Genomic DNA, 15,818 nt, shown 5'->3' on the forward strand with positions numbered 1-15,818 from the left:
GTTTATGAGTTTGCAACGAGAAATGATGAGGAAATGAGATCAATTCTTGATAATTGTGTCATACTTTTAATTCCGTCCCTTAATCCGGATGGGCAGCAGATGGTCGTTGACTGGTACAAGAAATATGTTGGAACGAAGTATGAAGCATCGCCAATGCCGTGGCTTTATCATTATTACGCTGGTCATGATAACAATCGAGATTGGCACTTTTTCAGCTTGGTTGAAACTAGGCTGACTGCGAAGGTTTTATATCACGAGTGGTTCCCGCAGGTTGTTTATGATCAACATCAAATGGGCTCGGATGGTCCACGCTTTTTCGTGCCACCTTATTCAGATCCAGTTAATCCCAATGTTCTCCCAGAGATAATGGCGCTTACAAATCTTTTCGGGAAATATGTTGTGTTTGATATGATACAAAAAGGATTTAAAGGCGTTGTAACTGGAGGAAGGTTCAACGCTTATTTTCAGGGCACGATGTCAAAGACGCCATTGTGGCACAATAGAGTTGGCATCCTTTCGGAAGCGGCGAGTGTGAGAATTGCAACACCGATTTATCTTCCATATGGAAGTATTGGTGGGCTTGGCGATGAAATTCCAGATAACAGTTTATCCAACAATAATCTTTATCCATTTGAGGAAGGATGGTGGAGGCTTAGAGACATAATTGATTATGAAAAGGCAGCGACATATGCAATTTTAAATTTTTCAGCTCTTAACAGAGAAAAAATTTTATGGACATTTTACACTGCAAATAAAAAATCAATTGAAAAGGGATTAACAGAACCGCCGTTTGCTTATTTGATCGATTTGAACGCTCAACATGATCCTAATTCAGCCATTGAACTTATTAAGAGGCTGCAATTTGCTGGTGTCGAAGTTTATAAAGCGAAGAAAGATTTTAAGGTTGGGAGTACCTTCTTTTCTGAAAACACATTTGTCATTCCACTTTCACAGCCCTGTAGGCCATTTATTAAAGATGTGATGGAAGTTCAAAATTATCCTGATATTCGACTTTATCCAGATGGACCACCGAAACAACCCTATGATGTCACCGCATGGACTCTGCCACTTCAAATGGGTGTTGATGTCTTTGAACTTTCTGAGAAAGTTGAAATTCCGATTGAAAAAGTTGAAACCGTTGACTTTGGTGAGTCAAAGTTTGTCGGGAAGGGAAATTATTTTGTTATCAAAAGAAGATTTATAAATTCGTATCGCTTGGTCAATTTGCTTTTGAAGGACGGAATAAAAATTTACTATAGTAAGGATAAAAAGTTCAAGGGTGAATTTTTAGTTAAAAATGATCAAAAAACGCTTGATAAGGTTCGAGCATACTCAAAAAATCTCGGTCTTGTGATAGAGTTAACCGATGAAGTTTCAAATGAAAATTTAGTTGAGATAAAACTGAAAAGAGTAGGGATTTATCAACCATGGGTTACAAGTATGGATGAGGGATGGACACGACTTGTACTTGATAGTTTTTATTTTGCCTACAAAGTCCTTCACAACCAAGATATAAAAGACAAGAAAACATTTGAAGATCTTGATGTTTTGATTTTACCAAGCATGGGAACAAATGCAATTGTCGATGGTTTTAGATTCAGAGCTCAAGAAAGGATTGATTTGCCACAAATACCAGAGGAATACAGAGGTGGAATCGGAAAAGAGGGGGTTGAAAACATAAAAGAATTCATTAAAAAAGGTGGAACTTTGATCGCTTTAGGTGAGGCGAGCAACTTTGTAATTGAGCAAATTGATGTTCCTACAAGAAATGTTTTGAGAAATACAAGCAGCAAAGAATTTTTCGCACCTGGAACGATCGTAAAGTTAAAAATTAACGACCCCGCTAATCCGCTGGCTTATGGTTTAAACGATTATGTCCCTGCGTATATCATAAATCCAATTGCTTTTTCAACTTCTGTTTATGCTGACAAGATTTCAGTTATTGCAAGCTTTGATGAAAACAATATTTTGTTAAGTGGTTATCTTCTTGGGTCGGATAAAATAAAAGGGAAACCAGCACTGTGTGAAGTTCCCTATGAGAATGGTAAAATTATAATGTTTGCGTTTAGACCCCAGCATAGATCCCAGACATGGGCAACCTTTAGATTTATATTCAATGCATTGTTAAACTAAAAAGCACATCAGTTAATGAAGATTCAAAATCTCTTAGAAAAGAATGGAATTAAAATCTTTTTGTTTGTTTTGATATGTTTCATATGGGGTTCGACATGGTTTACGATAAAAGTCGGATTGCAGGAACTGCCGACTTTGTTTTCTCTATCGATGCGTTTTTTACTTGCTGGAATTGTTCTTCTGATTTTATTGAAGAAACTTAACATTCAAGTTCCAGTAAATGAAAAGCAACTTTTCCTTTATTTTTATCTTACTTTCTTTTCATTTCTACTTCCATTTTCGTTTGTTTACTGGGCTGAGATGACCATCCCAAGCAATCTGGCAAGTATACTTTTTGCAACGATGCCATTTTTTGCGGCAATTTTTTCAAAGATCTTTCTAAAGGAAGATTTAAATTTAATTCAAGGGATTGGCTTGTTTATTGGTTTCGCTGGAGTTGTGTTTATTTTTAACATTGACCTTCAGCATTTCGGTGGCGTTTTGTCTTTTGAGTCTGAAAAATTTGTAATAAGTATGATAGCTGTTATTTTCAGCGCTCTTTTTAATGCTTCATCTTTAATCATGGTTAAAAGATTTGGCGGTGCAATTCATCCACTTGCAATTAATTTTCTTCCGTTAACTTTAAGTGGGTTGATCCTTTTCATCATATCAAGTATTTTCGAAAATTGGGATACGATTAAATTTGGAGTTAAAGGGATAGGCAGTGTAATTTATCTTGGAATTTTTGGTTCAATTGTGACATTTACAGTTTATTATTGGCTATTGAAAAAAGTTCCAGCAATTATAATGTCTTTGACCGCTTTTTTAACTCCTGTTTTTGCGATCTTAATCGGTGTGTTCATCGGAAAGGAGAATATAACAGCGAACATTTTAATAGGGGCTGTGTTGATTTTGATAGGGATGCTGTTAGTTAACTCATACTTTTTGGTGAAAAAAATTACAAATTTTAAAGAGAAGAAATGAATAAATTTTCAAGGTTTTGCCTTTGGAACGCTATTTTGTTAATTTTAATTGCAAGCCCGTTGATCTCAGAGGGGCGGAATGAATTTGATGTCCTTCATTATGAGATTTTCATCGACCTTTATGAGGGACTTATGCAACGAAATGGATATTATAACGGCTATGTTAAAATAAAACTTGTCCTGAATAAAAGCTCAAACGAAATTAATATTCATTCAGCAAGTGGTGTGATTCAAATTGATTCAGTTTTTTTGTCCGAGAATAAATTAGGTTATCAACAAAACTACGAAAATTTAAAAATAATTTTCCCATCCCTAATCTCTCAAGGTGAAACATTGATCGTTGCAATTTACTTTCAGCGCAGGTCAGATTTGGAGCGTGGCTTTTACTTTTATAGAAGCGATGAGGTATCTCCCAATCTCCCATCCGACATAGCATATACCATGAGCGAACCATCCGATGCAAGGTATTGGTTGCCATGTTATGACGAACCATGGGATAAAGCGAAGGTCGATTTGATTATAAAAGTTAGAAGTAGCTATCTTGTTGCGTCAAATGGTTTGTTAATTCGTGATGAAATTAATGGAAACGAAAGAATCTTTCATTGGCGTTCAAAACATCCAATGTCAACATATTTAATTGCCTTTGCGGTTTCAGAATATATAACATTTTCAGATTGGTATCACAAGGTTTCTAATCCTTCCGACTCAATTGAAGTTAAATATTATGTTTGGCGTGAGGATTCGCTCAAGGCGGTTTCGGCGTTTAAAAATGTCGTCGATATGATGAAATTTTTCTCATTGAAATTTGGTGAATATCCGTTTGAGAAATATGGAATGGTTGCTGTATATCCCTTCAGGTATGGTGGAATGGAACATCAAACGATGACGACGATTCATAGAAAATGGCTCGACGGTAACTCCGAAGGCGGTATAGCTCATGAGCTTGCTCATCAATGGTGGGGTGACCTTGTGACATGTGAAACTTGGGCTGAGATTTGGTTGAATGAGGGTTTTGCTTCTTACGGCGATGCTTTATACACAGAATACAAATATGGTTTCGAAGCTTTTAAATCAAAGCTGGAATACTGGGCAAAAGCTTACTTTTGGGAAGATTCAATTATTAGATATCCAATTTATAATCCACCTTCTGGGAGACTTTTTGGAACGGCTGTTTATTATAAGGGTGCGTGGGTTTTGCATATGTTAAGAAATTTAATTGGTGATTCTGCTTTTTTCGCCGTTCTTCAAGAGTGGGGGAGAAGATATGCTTATGGAACTGGGACGACGCAAAAGTTTATTCAAGTTGTAAATGACATCACTGGTGAAGATTTATCATGGTTTTTTAATCAGTGGGTTTACGAAGCTGGATATCCAGTGCTTGATTTTTCAGTTTCTTTTGCGAATTATGATACCCTCTTTATAAATCTGCGACAGACACAAAGAAATGCGATTATTTTTAGGTTTCCAATTGAGTTTAAAATTCAAGCGAAGAATTTAGATACGATTTTAACATTTTGGACATATTCCGCAGATACTGTATACATAATCACTTTAAATCGTTTGAGCGCTTTAGGTGATATAAAAGTTCAAATTGATCCCAATGGAAAAATTTTGAAGAAAGTTCTTTCATTTCCATCCAAGGAAGTTAATCTTCCTTTGCCCTTTGACTTTAGTTTGCATCAAAACTACCCAAACCCGTTTAATTCATCTACCACAATTTCTTTTGAAATCGCAGGTGGCTCTAAGGTTTATCTATGTGAGCTTAAAATTTTTGATGTTCTTGGCAGAGAGATACGAAAGGCTTTTAGTAGTGAACTTGGTTCGGGGAAATACAATATTCACTTTGTAGCTGATGAAATTTCGTCTGGTGTATACTTTTATGAATTGAGAGTATCTGATGGCAGTAAATTAGTTTATCGTGGCTTTAAAAAAATGGTTTTAATAAAATAGAATAGGTGCTAACATGAAGTTCAAAACAATAATTGAACCTTTCAAAATTAAAGTTGTTGAACCTATTAAATTCACGACCGAGAAAGAAAGGGAGGAAATACTGAAAAGGGCTGGCTACAATGTTTTTAATATCCCTGCTGAGGATGTAATAATTGATCTTTTGACAGATAGCGGGACAAATGCGATGAGCTCGAAGCAGTGGGCTGGGATTATGGACGGCGATGAATCATATGCTGGTTCGAAAAGCTTTTTCAGATTTGAAAGCGTTATAAAGAAAATAATGGGATTTAAGCATATCATTCCTGTACATCAAGGAAGAGCAGCGGAGAAAATTTTATTTTCGATTGTTGCTGGGCCAGGGAAGTATATTCCAAATAATACGCACTTTGATACAACACGAGCGAATATTGAATTTGTTGGTGGTACTGCGGTTGATTTGCCAATTCCAGAAGGAATTCAACCAGATGTATGGCATCCGTTTAAGGGAAATATGGATGTTGAGCGTCTTGAAAGTTTTATAAGAGAAAAAGGGCCTGAAAATATTCCACTTGTTATGTTAACTGTAACAAATAATTCCAACGGCGGTCAGCCAGTTTCGATGCAAAATATTCGAGAGGTTAGAGAAGTTTGCAATAAGTATGGGATTCCGCTTTTTTTAGATGCCTGTAGGTTTGCCGAGAATGCTTATTTTATAAAGAAAAGGGAAAAAGGGTATGAGAATAAAAGCATTCTTGAAATAGTCAGGGAAATGTTTTCTTATGCTGATGGTTGCACAATGAGTGCGAAGAAAGATGCATTTGCAAATATAGGTGGATTTCTCGCTATGAACGATGATGAGCTTGCGTTGAAGGCGAGAAATGTTTTAATTGTCACAGAAGGATTTCCAACTTATGGTGGGCTTGCGGGGCGAGATCTTGAGGCAATAGCCCAAGGACTCGAGGAGGTACTTGATGAGAATTATTTGATCTACAGAATAAGGTCAGTTGAGTATTTAGCTGAGAAATTAATAGATCGTGGTATTCCAGTTTTAATTCCACCAGGCGGTCATGCGGTTTATCTTGATGCTAAAAGGTTTGCTCCCCACATTCCACCCGAGCAGTTTCCTGGTCAATCTGTCGTTGTTGAACTTTATAGAGTTGGAGGCATAAGAAGTGTTGAAATTGGCAGTGTAATGTTTGGTAGAAAAGATAAAGAAACTGGCAAGTTTATCCCGCATACAATGGAGCTTGTACGGCTTGCCATACCCCGAAGGGTTTATACTCAAAGTCACATTGATTATGTTATTGAAGTTATAACTGAGGTTTATAGAAACAGAGATAAATTGAAAGGTTATAAAATTGTTTGGGAGGCGCCACTTTTAAGGCATTTCACGGCGAAGTTTGAACCAATAAATTGAAAATAAAATTTTGGAGAAAACGGTGAATTTATTCCGCAAAAAAACTATAGCACAAATTTTAAGCGAAGCTGAAAGCGGGGAAAATCGCCTTAAGAGAGCTTTAAGTGCTATTGATTTAACTGCCTTGGGAATTGGAGCAATAATTGGGGCGGGAATTTTTGCGCTCACTGGGACCGCATCTGCAGGTGGAGCACATCATGTCGGTGCTGGCCCTGCGATTGTGATCTCTTTTATTATAACTGCTTTTGCCTGTGGCTTTGCTGCACTGTGCTACGCTGAATTTGCATCGATGCTCCCAATTTCAGGAAGCGCCTATACATATTCATATGCGGCATTTGGTGAGTTTATCGCTTGGATAATTGGATGGGATTTAATTCTTGAATATGCGGTTGGGAACATTGCTGTTGCTATCAGCTGGTCGGCGTATTTTGTTGAATTACTTAGAGGGTTTGGAATTACGATACCAGCATGGTTATCCACAGATTATGTCAGGGCGATGAACACGCCAGAGATTTTAAATTCAGCTCCGCATATAACAATTCCGTTTTTAAATACAACAATACCTATAATTTTTAATCTGCCTGCATTTGGAATAGTTGCTTTGATAACAGTTATACTTGTGATAGGTATAAGGGAGAGTTCTGCTTTTAATGCGATTATGGTATTTATAAAACTTGCCATTTTGCTTTTTTTCATTGTGGTTGGTGCTTTTTATGTCAAGCCTGAGAATTGGCAACCTTTTGCACCAAATGGATGGAAAGGTATAATGACTGGAGCAGCGCTCGTATTTTTTGCTTATATTGGCTTTGATGCAATCTCAACAGCGGCGGAAGAAACAAAAAATCCGCAGAAAAACCTGCCGATAGGGATAATAACATCGCTTGTTATAACTACAATACTTTACATCGCTGTTGCAATTGTGCTTACTGGGATGATACACTATTCTGAGTTAAATGTTCCAGAACCGCTTGCCAAAGCTTTTAATAGCATTGGGTTAAATTGGGCAGCTGGAATTGTTTCCTTCGGAGCTGTTGTATCGACAACCGCTGTATTGCTTGTGTTTCAACTTGGTCAGCCGAGAATATTTTTCTCAATGGCACGGGATGGGCTCTTGCCTAAATGGTTTGCTAAAATTCATCCGAAATTTAAAACGCCACATGTAACAACAATTTTAACTGGCATCTTTGTAGCTATACCAGCTGGATTTGCAGATATTGGTGAAGCTGCTGAACTCACAAATATTGGAACTCTCTTTGCATTTGTTTTAACTTCTGCTGGTGTTCTCGTATTAAGATATACAAATCCAAACGCACCGAGACAATTCAAAACCCCGCTTGTCCCATTTGTCCCAATACTTGCTATTTTAACATGTTTTTACCTTATGTTAAGTCTGCCATTGATAACATGGATTCGCTTTATTGTATGGCTTTCCATCGGTTTGTTGATTTACTTTACTTATGGTTATAGACACAGCAAACTGCGAACTTTAAGTTGAGTCAACTTATAGGAGATTGTTAAATTACTTTCTTTATGTTATATTTAACCTAAAAGTGAAAATTATATCTGGGCATTTATTGTTATGAAAGCAGTTATAAAGGCTGGTGGCTTTGGAACTCGGCTAAGACCTTTGACAATGAACACACCTAAACCAATGGTTCCAATTGTGAATATTCCAGTTATGCATAGAATAATTACCTTGTTGAAAAAACACGGAATTACCGAGATAATTGCTCTTGTTTACTATTATCCCGAAATAATAATGAACTATTTTAAGGATGGGAAAGATTTTGGAGTAAAAATTTCGTATGTAAAAGCTGAAGCTGATTTCGGGACCGCTGGAAGCGTTAGAAATGCAAGTGACTTAATAGGAAATGATGAATTTGTCGTGATAAGTGGTGATGTTTTGACGGACATAGATATTTCAAAAGCGATAGATTATCATTTTGATAAAAAATCAATGGCGACAATAGTTCTCACAAGGGTTAAGAATCCACTTCCTTATGGGATCGTTATAGTTAAGGATACTGGTGAAATTGTTCGATTTCTTGAAAAGCCAAGTTGGGGTGAGGTTTTCAGTGATACGATTAACACTGGAATTTATGTTCTTAATCCATCAGTGCTTGAATTCGTTCCGTATAAGCAAGAATTTGACTTTAGTAAAAACCTTTTTCCAATTTTGCTTGAGAAAAAACTTCCGTTTTATGGTTTTTCAACGGATAGCTATTGGCGTGATATCGGAACTTTGGGAGATTATTTAGAGGCGCATCTTGATTGTCTCTCTGGAGTTGTTAATGTTGAAATTTATGGTGAAAGAATAAACATTGAAAAGGCAAGTATATACATTGGCAAAAATACACAGGTTGAAAATTATGATAGATTTGAAGGGGTTGTTGTCATCGGTGAAAATGCAAAAATTGGGAAAAATGTGAAGATAGTTAATTCGGTGATTGGTTCCAATTGTGAGATTGGGGATAATTGTGAGATTATTAATTCTGTCATCTGGAATGGGACAAAGATTAAGGATCGAGCAAGGTTGACGCTCGATGTTGTTGGGTATGAATGCACAATAGGGGAAGGGGTTGAGATAAACGAGAATGTTTTCATCAGTGATCATTGCACAATTGGAAATAGGGCAAAGTTAATGTCAAACATAAAGCTTTGGCCATGGAAAGTTGTTGAAGATGATTCCGTTTTATCAAAAAGTTTGGTTTGGGAAGATAAATGGCTTAAGGAGCTTTTTACGGAATCAAGGGTGAGTGGTATTTCTAATATTGAAATGACTCCTGAATTTGGGGCAAAGCTTGGTGCAGCTTTTGGGGCGTTTCTTGGGCAGGGAAAAACAGTTCTTGTAAGTCGAGATGCTGATAATGTTTCAAGGATGATGAATCGTGCTTTGATCTGTGGGCTCATTTCCGCTGGACTTGATGTTGACGATTTAAGAATTGCTTCAATTCCAATGGTTAGGCACGAACTTCGCAGCGGAAGATATGCTGGAGGAGTACATGTCAGGAAATCGCCTGTGGACAAGCATCAAACTGATATCATTTTCTTTGACTCAAACGGTAGCGATCTGCCAGCGAGCAAGGCAAAAGCAATTGAGAGATTGTTCTTTGGTGAGGACTTTCCACGAGTTCACTATAGTAAAGTTGGGACGATCAATTTTCCAGTTAGAGTTTCGGAGGGTTATGTTGAGGAGTTTTTATCTGCTTTAAATGTTGATGCCATCAAAAAGCGAAATTTTAAAATTGTAATCGATTATTCAAACGGTGTTGCTGTCACCATTTTTCCGAACATACTTGGAAAGCTTGGATGTCAAGTCATCTCTTTAAATGCATACCTTGATCCATCAAAACTGACAAAAGATGAGGAAGAATTCAAAAAAGCGGTGAGTGAATTATCTCAAATCGTTACATCAATTCGCTATGATGTTGGCTTCATGCTTAACCCTGGAGCAGAAAGGATTTGGGTTATCGATGAGCGTGGAAAGTTTATTGAAAATAATCGGCTTCTCTCTGTAGTTGTAAAGTTGTATCTTGAAGCGAATCGCGATAGGGTTAAGAAAATTGCTGTTCCAATTACTGCATCTCTTGAGGTTGACATGATCGCAAGTGAATACGGGGTTGAAGTTGTAAGGACAAAGGATTCGCATTATGGAATGATGGAGGCGGTCTTAAAAGATCCAGATATAAAGTTTGTTGGAGGAACAAAAGGTGGTTTCATATTCCCAGAGTTTCTCTTCGCTTCCGATGGGATGTTTTCAATATCGAAGATTCTTGAACTGATGGCAATAACTGGAATGAAGATAGGGGAGGTTGAGAAATCATTACCAAGGCTATTCTTCAAGCATAAACTTGTGTCCTGTCCGCGAGATTTGAAAGGGAAGGTGATGCGGCTTGCAACGCTTGAGTCGGAAGGGTATAAAAGACAGCTCATCGATGGTGTTAAGATATTTATGGATGATATTACCTGGATTTTAATTTTGCCTGATAGACAACGAAATGAGGTTCATTTGTTTGCAGAATCAGACGATGAAAAGAGAGTTGAACAGTTACTTGAAGATTACTCTAATAAAGTTGAATTTTGGATGAAATCACGGTAGAAAAATAAAGTTAAGGTTGAAAGTGAAAATCAGTGATATTTTAACAGAAGATTTTGTAATTGTTGGTTTAGATGTTTCATCAAAAGAAGATGCGATAAACGCACTTATTGATTTAATTGCTAAATCTGATAAAGTGATAAATATAAACAAGGTGAGAGAAGCGGTTTTTGAAAGGGAGAAGATAATGACGACAGGTGTTGGGAAAGGTTTTGCTGTCCCGCATGGGAAGACGGATGCCGTCACTGATATTGTTGCTGCTTTTGCCATTACAAAGAAACCAATTGATTACGATTCACTTGATGGTGAGCCCGTTCGTCTTATATTTTTGTTGGTTGGAAGGGATAACATGGTCGGACCCCATATAAAGCTTTTAAGCCGGATTTCAAAGCTCATGAATGATAACAACTTCCGCGATAAATTGATCAATGCTAAAGATCCAAAAGAGGTCGTTGAATTATTTAAAATAGAGGAAGACAAATATCTTGGATGAAGAAAATTTTAAAAAATGTTCGCGGTACCAAAGATATATTGCCAGATGAATCGTACAAATGGCAATACGTTGAGCAAAGGATAAGAAAAATCTTTGAAGTTTATAACTACAGGGAAATAAGAACGCCGATTTTTGAGGAAACAGAATTATTTGCGCGGGGAATAGGGGAGCTTACCGATATAGTGAGCAAGGAAATGTACACATTTTTTGACAAAGGTGGCACAAGTTTAACCCTGAAACCAGAGATGACAGCTTCCGTTATGAGGGCGTATATTCAATATGAAATAAACAAGCAAGTTCCCCTTTTTAAAGTTTATTATATTTCCCCAATGTTCAGGCAAGAGCGTCCCCAAGCTGGAAGACTGCGTCAATTTCATCAGGTTGGCGCTGAAGCGATAGGTAGCCAAAATCCAGAAGTGGATGCTGAAATAATTGCTTTAGTGCTTCACATAATCGAAAGCTTCAATATAGAAAATTACACTTTGAAACTTAACACAGTTGGGTGTCAAAATTGTCGTCCAGCATATAAAGAAGTCTTAAAAGAATACTTGAGAAAATTTTATGATCTTCTTTCTGAGGACAGTAAAAATCGATTGGATCGAAACCCTTTACGAGTGCTTGATTCAAAAGATGAAAGAGATAAAACAGTGATTGAAAACGCACCTTTGATTTATGAGTATTTGTGCGATGACTGCGAAGTACACTTTAATGAGTTGAAGAAAATACTCGACACAATTGGCATTAAATACGAGCTTGAACCACATCTTGTTCGTGGACTTGATTATTATACGAAGACGGCTTTTGAAGTTATAAGTCCAGAGCTCGGTTCGCAAGATGCAATCGCTGGTGGTGGGAGGTATGATCTCCTATCAAAAGAGCTTGGTGGTCCTGATGTTCCTGGGGTTGGCTTTGCGCTTGGGGTTGAGCGAATGATGTTAATACTTGAAAAAAATGGCTATAAATTTGGCGAAATACCAAAACCATTTGTCTATGTTGCTTATCTTGGACAAGACTCACAAAAATTTGCTTTCAACATCGTTTTTAGTTTAAGGAAAAAGATGATCCCCTGTGAAGTGGAACTTCTCAACAGAAGTCTAAAGTCTCAGATGAAGGAAGCAGATAGACAAGGTGCTAAATTTGTTATAATCGTAGGTGAAGATGAACTAAAAAATGATAAATGTACAGTTCGCGATATGAAAAGTGGAGAACAATTTGATGTTAAATTAAACCAAATTTTAGAATTTATCACTTCAAAATATGCCCAGGAAGCTTCAACGGATTGAACCGAAAATTAAATATGATTTCATACTTTATCTTTCAAAAGGATATGATGAGGTAGGGAAACAAAAATTTCTGAAATTTGTAATTGAGACAACGCAGCATTTTCTTGCGTTTAATTATGAGCTCGATATTGATGTGTCAGTTAATGACAGGGAAATAACTTTTGAAATACATGGTTTCAAATCCCCCAGTTCACCTGTATCTCGTTCAGGTCCAGCAAGATTCGAATATAATCTTTATGATTACAAGGATGGTTTATATTCTTTAACGGTGGTTAAGAAAGAAAAACTAAAAAATACATTTGCCGTTTTTATCTTTGGGGACAAAATTACGCTGAAAAGCGAACCGAGGAAAAATAAATTTGTCAAGTTAAACATAATTGAAAGTTAAAAATCATGCGTCCCATTTTATTTCAAATAGGTCCAATTCCCATTTACAGTTATGGTCTTATGATGGCGCTTGCGTTTATAGTAGCGGACTACCTCCTTGCGAGAGAGTTTAAGAGATTGAGATTAAATGTAAGTTACGCCAATGAAATGCTGATTTTAGCCCTTGTTTCTGGGATTGCTGGAGCTAGGCTTTTATATTTGATTGAAAACTTTAGTGATTTTTTAAAAGCTCCTCTTGAAATGATTTTTTCAGCCGGTGGTTTGACTTGGTATGGGGGATTCATTGCTGCTTTTATAGTTTTGCTCATTTATGTAAAGCGAAGGAAGTTACCTATTCTTAAGGTTCTTGATGCCATTGCTCCTGCAGTTGCTCTTGGATATGGAATTGGCAGGATCGGATGCCACCTTTCCGGCGATGGGGATTATGGCATTCCAACATCACTGCCTTGGGGTACAATTTATGCTAACGGAACACTAAAACCAACATATGCTTTGCGCAGTTATTTTGAGAGATTTCCCGAACTTGCCGAAAAATACAACTACTGGGAAAAAGCTTCAAAAGTCATAGGTGAGGATAGATTTGGAATAATTACTGAATTTGATACCTTTATTAAATTACATCCAACGCCCGTATATGAATTTCTCCTAATGGTTGTGATTTTTATTTTCTTGTGGATATATAGAAAAAGAATTAAGTTTTCAGGGGAACTCTTTGGTTTATATTTAATTCTTTCATCTATTGAAAGGTTTTTCATTGAATTTATTCGTTTAAATCCACCTTTGCTTTTGGGCTTGTCTGAGGCACAGGTGCTTTCTATCCTTCTTTTTGTTTCGGGGATTCTTTTTCTTAAAAAGTTAAGGAATGTTAAAAAACCCAACAAAAATGATAACGCTCGGTAAAATCTTACAAGCAATTGGGATTGCTGAGACGATGATAGGTTTAATCGCGGGCTTACAAGGTAGCATGGCACGAGAGATGATTTTTGCTGGAATTGGCATCCTTGTTTTTATCATCGGCAGGCTAATTGAAAAAGCTGGGATGAGAAGAAATCGCGATTCGTCTCAAAGTGAACCGATGAGTTCGTGAAGCTTTTTGAACTCTTTTTCCCAATTTAGCTCATTTAGTGCTACCTTGCAATTTTCTTTCAATTTGTCATAGAGCGTGTCATTTTCTATCAATTCTTTGATCGCTCCCAGTATATCTTCGAGGTCTTCAGGGTTTACTAAAACGCCAACTTTATACTTTTCTACAACTTTTTTTATTTCTGGAAAATCGCTTGCGATGAAGGGTATTTGATGTTGTATGTATTCAAAAATTTTGTTTGGAAGAGAGAAAATGTAGCTTGATGAAAGTGGCTCAATAATGCATAATCCAATAACTTTTCTCACATTCGGGAACAAAATATATTGATCGGGAGCATATGGACCGAAAATAAAAACAAAATTTTCAAGCTTACGATTTCTGATTTCTCTTTCAATTTCCTGCTTTAACTCACCTTTACCTATAAGCAAAAGTTTTATGGTTGGAAATTCGGGCGAGAGCTTTTCCAATATATCAAAATAAAGTTTCAAACCGCGCCCCAGATGAAATAAACCAAAGTAGGCAAGCAATATATCATCAGAAGTGAACAAATTTTGGGGTAAAGCAAAGATTTTAGATTGATTTTTTTGATATGGCAGATTCCGTAGGATTTGAATTTTTTTATCATAGAATTGGGTTGATAAAATCTCATAAATTGACTGACTAACAGTTAAAATTAGATTACATTTTGAAGTAAAAAATCGCTCAAGTTTAATTATTAAATTTTGTTTTAACTTTCTCCCATAAAGTGAGGCCAGTGAGGAATAAAGTTCTCGTGAGTCATATATCAATTTTGTTTTTCTAATCTTGGAAATTAACCATGCAATAGGAAGCGAGAAAAAATCTGAAGCAATTATTATATCTGGATTGACTTTTGGTATAGAAAGGACTGATTTTAAATAAAACATCAGAATTTTTGTCACTGCTCTTTTGTGTCTTTTTAAGGAAATATAGGTGACATCTGGGTTTTCAAGAGATCTTTCATTCGGTTCTTTTGCACAAAGCACCTTGACATCATAGCCTAAGCTGACAAAAGAATTATACATCTTGAAACTCCTTGAATCATGTGAGATATTTCCCAGAAAAATAATTAAAATTCTTTTTAAGCTCATTTAAAGGTTGAAATTAATTGTGAACACGTGAGAATCGGGGAAGTTATACCCCAAGGGTGAAAAAGCATAATGAACTGAAAATTTACTTAATTCAATTCCTCCCCCAAATCTCAAGTTCCCTGGGTTATGAGCGAAAATATAGCCAAAATTTAAGTTAAAGTTGGATAGAAATTTAAAACCAATCCCCACACTTAACAAGTTTAACGAATCGTAAAACTTTCGCTTTGCTTCAATATTTAGCAAAATATCTATGCTACCTGGAGCAATTGAATAACTAATTGATGCTCCGATTGATAATGTCGTTGGAGGATTAATGCTCTCAGTTCTGAATTTCCCTTTGGAGCCAAAATCTTTTAGTGATGCTCCTGCTTGGAAATTAAATTGTGAAAGTTTAAAAGAATACAGAACGCCCAGATCAAAAGAAACAAGATTTGTCTCGTCAACAAAAATTTTTTCAAGTATATATTTTGCTGTCATCCCCACTTTAAGCTTTGTGCCTAAATTTGGGGAAGCTGAAAGTGAAATTCCAAAATCTCTTGATGTGAATTTACCTTCCGCTTCACCAGGGCGTTCTCTTATCTCTATATCCGTCGCACTGATGTAAGTTAAACTTAGAGCGAAATTGAGAAACTTAGTTGGAATTAAAACTGATGTATAAAGAAATTTGCCATCGACCATCCAATTGCGATATGTTATCAATACCGAACTTCGTTTAAATGTGCCAAGCCCCGCTGGATTATAATAAATTGTTCCAAGTTCAGGTGGCAAAGCGACCCCTGCATCTGCAAGTGAAACTACCTTCGCGTCAACACCGATTGATAAAAAGTTAAATCCCGATTTACCACCCCCTGATGAAATTTGAAGCCAAATAAGAGTCAACAATAAAATTATTTTAAGACTGTTCATCATATGAGTGCAAAATTTG

13 protein-coding genes are annotated in these 15,818 nt (G+C 36.5%); 11 read left to right on the forward strand and 2 right to left on the reverse strand.

From position 1 onward, the window contains the following. The 11 genes from AWW78_RS00435 to AWW78_RS00485 form a co-directional block, all read left to right on the forward strand. The coding region (locus tag AWW78_RS00435; protein ID WP_047133730.1) for a M14 family metallopeptidase at positions 1–2,133 on the forward strand (2,133 nt) is incomplete at its 5' end. Between the two features lie 15 nt (positions 2,134–2,148). Further along, a complete protein-coding gene (locus AWW78_RS00440; RefSeq protein ID WP_047133731.1) occupies positions 2,149–3,096 on the forward strand; it encodes a DMT family transporter in 948 nt (315 codons plus the stop codon). Then, complete coding sequence (locus AWW78_RS00445) at positions 3,093–5,045, forward strand: M1 family aminopeptidase (protein ID WP_047133732.1); 1,953 nt, start codon at positions 3,093–3,095, stop codon at positions 5,043–5,045. Before AWW78_RS00440 ends, AWW78_RS00445 begins: the two co-directional genes overlap by 4 nt. Before the next feature lie 13 nt (positions 5,046–5,058). Beyond that, entirely contained in the window at positions 5,059–6,441 is a 1,383-nt protein-coding gene (locus tag AWW78_RS00450) for a tryptophanase (protein ID WP_047133733.1), read from the forward strand. Between the two features lie 22 nt (positions 6,442–6,463). Beyond that, the gene (locus tag AWW78_RS00455) at positions 6,464–7,936 is read left to right on the forward strand and encodes an amino acid permease (RefSeq protein ID WP_047133770.1); all 1,473 of its coding nucleotides are present in this window, start codon (positions 6,464–6,466) and stop codon (positions 7,934–7,936) included. Between the two features lie 84 nt (positions 7,937–8,020). Continuing rightward, positions 8,021–10,540 carry a sugar phosphate nucleotidyltransferase gene (locus AWW78_RS00460; RefSeq protein ID WP_047133734.1) on the forward strand — a complete coding sequence of 840 codons (2,520 nt, stop codon included), beginning with the start codon at positions 8,021–8,023 and terminating at the stop codon, positions 10,538–10,540. 22 nt (positions 10,541–10,562) lie between these two features. Further along, a complete protein-coding gene (locus AWW78_RS00465) occupies positions 10,563–11,030 on the forward strand; it encodes a PTS sugar transporter subunit IIA (protein WP_047133735.1) in 468 nt (155 codons plus the stop codon). Beyond that, positions 11,027–12,313, forward strand: a complete 1,287-nt coding sequence (gene hisS / locus AWW78_RS00470) for a histidine--tRNA ligase (RefSeq protein WP_047133736.1) — start codon at positions 11,027–11,029, stop codon at positions 12,311–12,313. Before AWW78_RS00465 ends, hisS begins: the two co-directional genes overlap by 4 nt. Then, a complete protein-coding gene (locus AWW78_RS00475) occupies positions 12,288–12,701 on the forward strand; it encodes a hypothetical protein (protein ID WP_047133737.1) in 414 nt (137 codons plus the stop codon). Before hisS ends, AWW78_RS00475 begins: the two co-directional genes overlap by 26 nt. Positions 12,702–12,706: 5 nt before the next feature. After that, the gene (lgt, locus tag AWW78_RS00480) at positions 12,707–13,600 is read left to right on the forward strand and encodes a prolipoprotein diacylglyceryl transferase (RefSeq protein ID WP_047133738.1); all 894 of its coding nucleotides are present in this window, start codon (positions 12,707–12,709) and stop codon (positions 13,598–13,600) included. Beyond that, complete coding sequence (locus tag AWW78_RS00485; protein ID WP_047133739.1) at positions 13,563–13,787, forward strand: hypothetical protein; 225 nt, start codon at positions 13,563–13,565, stop codon at positions 13,785–13,787. The genes lgt and AWW78_RS00485 overlap by 38 nt, the downstream gene beginning before the upstream one ends. On the opposite strand, the gene AWW78_RS00490 is transcribed toward AWW78_RS00485, so the two are convergent. Beyond that, on the reverse strand, positions 13,763–14,893 hold the full coding sequence (locus AWW78_RS00490; RefSeq protein ID WP_047133740.1) for a glycosyltransferase: 1,131 nt from the start codon (positions 14,891–14,893) through the stop codon (positions 13,763–13,765). The genes AWW78_RS00485 and AWW78_RS00490 overlap by 25 nt on opposite strands. Then, positions 14,894–15,799 carry a PorV/PorQ family protein gene (locus tag AWW78_RS00495; protein WP_176696210.1) on the reverse strand — a complete coding sequence of 302 codons (906 nt, stop codon included), beginning with the start codon at positions 15,797–15,799 and terminating at the stop codon, positions 14,894–14,896. Between the last annotated feature and the right edge of the window lie 19 nt (positions 15,800–15,818).

This window comes from Candidatus Kryptonium thompsonii (assembly GCF_001535985.1).
Lineage (GTDB): Bacteria > Bacteroidota > Ignavibacteria > Kryptoniales > Kryptoniaceae > Kryptonium > Kryptonium thompsonii.

What these genes read in the sequence shown, in the direction of transcription:
- AWW78_RS00440 (WP_047133731.1), top strand. Translation starts at nt 2,149, where the DNA reads ATGAAGATTCAAAATCTCTTAGAAAAGAATGGAATTAAAATCTTTTTG.
- AWW78_RS00445 (WP_047133732.1), top strand. Translation starts at nt 3,093, where the DNA reads ATGAATAAATTTTCAAGGTTTTGCCTTTGGAACGCTATTTTGTTAATT.
- AWW78_RS00450 (WP_047133733.1), top strand. Translation starts at nt 5,059, where the DNA reads ATGAAGTTCAAAACAATAATTGAACCTTTCAAAATTAAAGTTGTTGAA.
- AWW78_RS00460 (WP_047133734.1), top strand. Translation starts at nt 8,021, where the DNA reads ATGAAAGCAGTTATAAAGGCTGGTGGCTTTGGAACTCGGCTAAGACCT.
- hisS (WP_047133736.1), top strand. Translation starts at nt 11,027, where the DNA reads ATGAAGAAAATTTTAAAAAATGTTCGCGGTACCAAAGATATATTGCCA.
- AWW78_RS00475 (WP_047133737.1), top strand. Translation starts at nt 12,288, where the DNA reads ATGCCCAGGAAGCTTCAACGGATTGAACCGAAAATTAAATATGATTTC.
- lgt (WP_047133738.1), top strand. Translation starts at nt 12,707, where the DNA reads ATGCGTCCCATTTTATTTCAAATAGGTCCAATTCCCATTTACAGTTAT.
- AWW78_RS00485 (WP_047133739.1), top strand. Translation starts at nt 13,563, where the DNA reads ATGTTAAAAAACCCAACAAAAATGATAACGCTCGGTAAAATCTTACAA.
- AWW78_RS00490 (WP_047133740.1), bottom strand. Translation starts at nt 14,893, where the DNA reads ATGAGCTTAAAAAGAATTTTAATTATTTTTCTGGGAAATATCTCACAT.
- AWW78_RS00495 (WP_176696210.1), bottom strand. Translation starts at nt 15,799, where the DNA reads ATGAACAGTCTTAAAATAATTTTATTGTTGACTCTTATTTGGCTTCAA.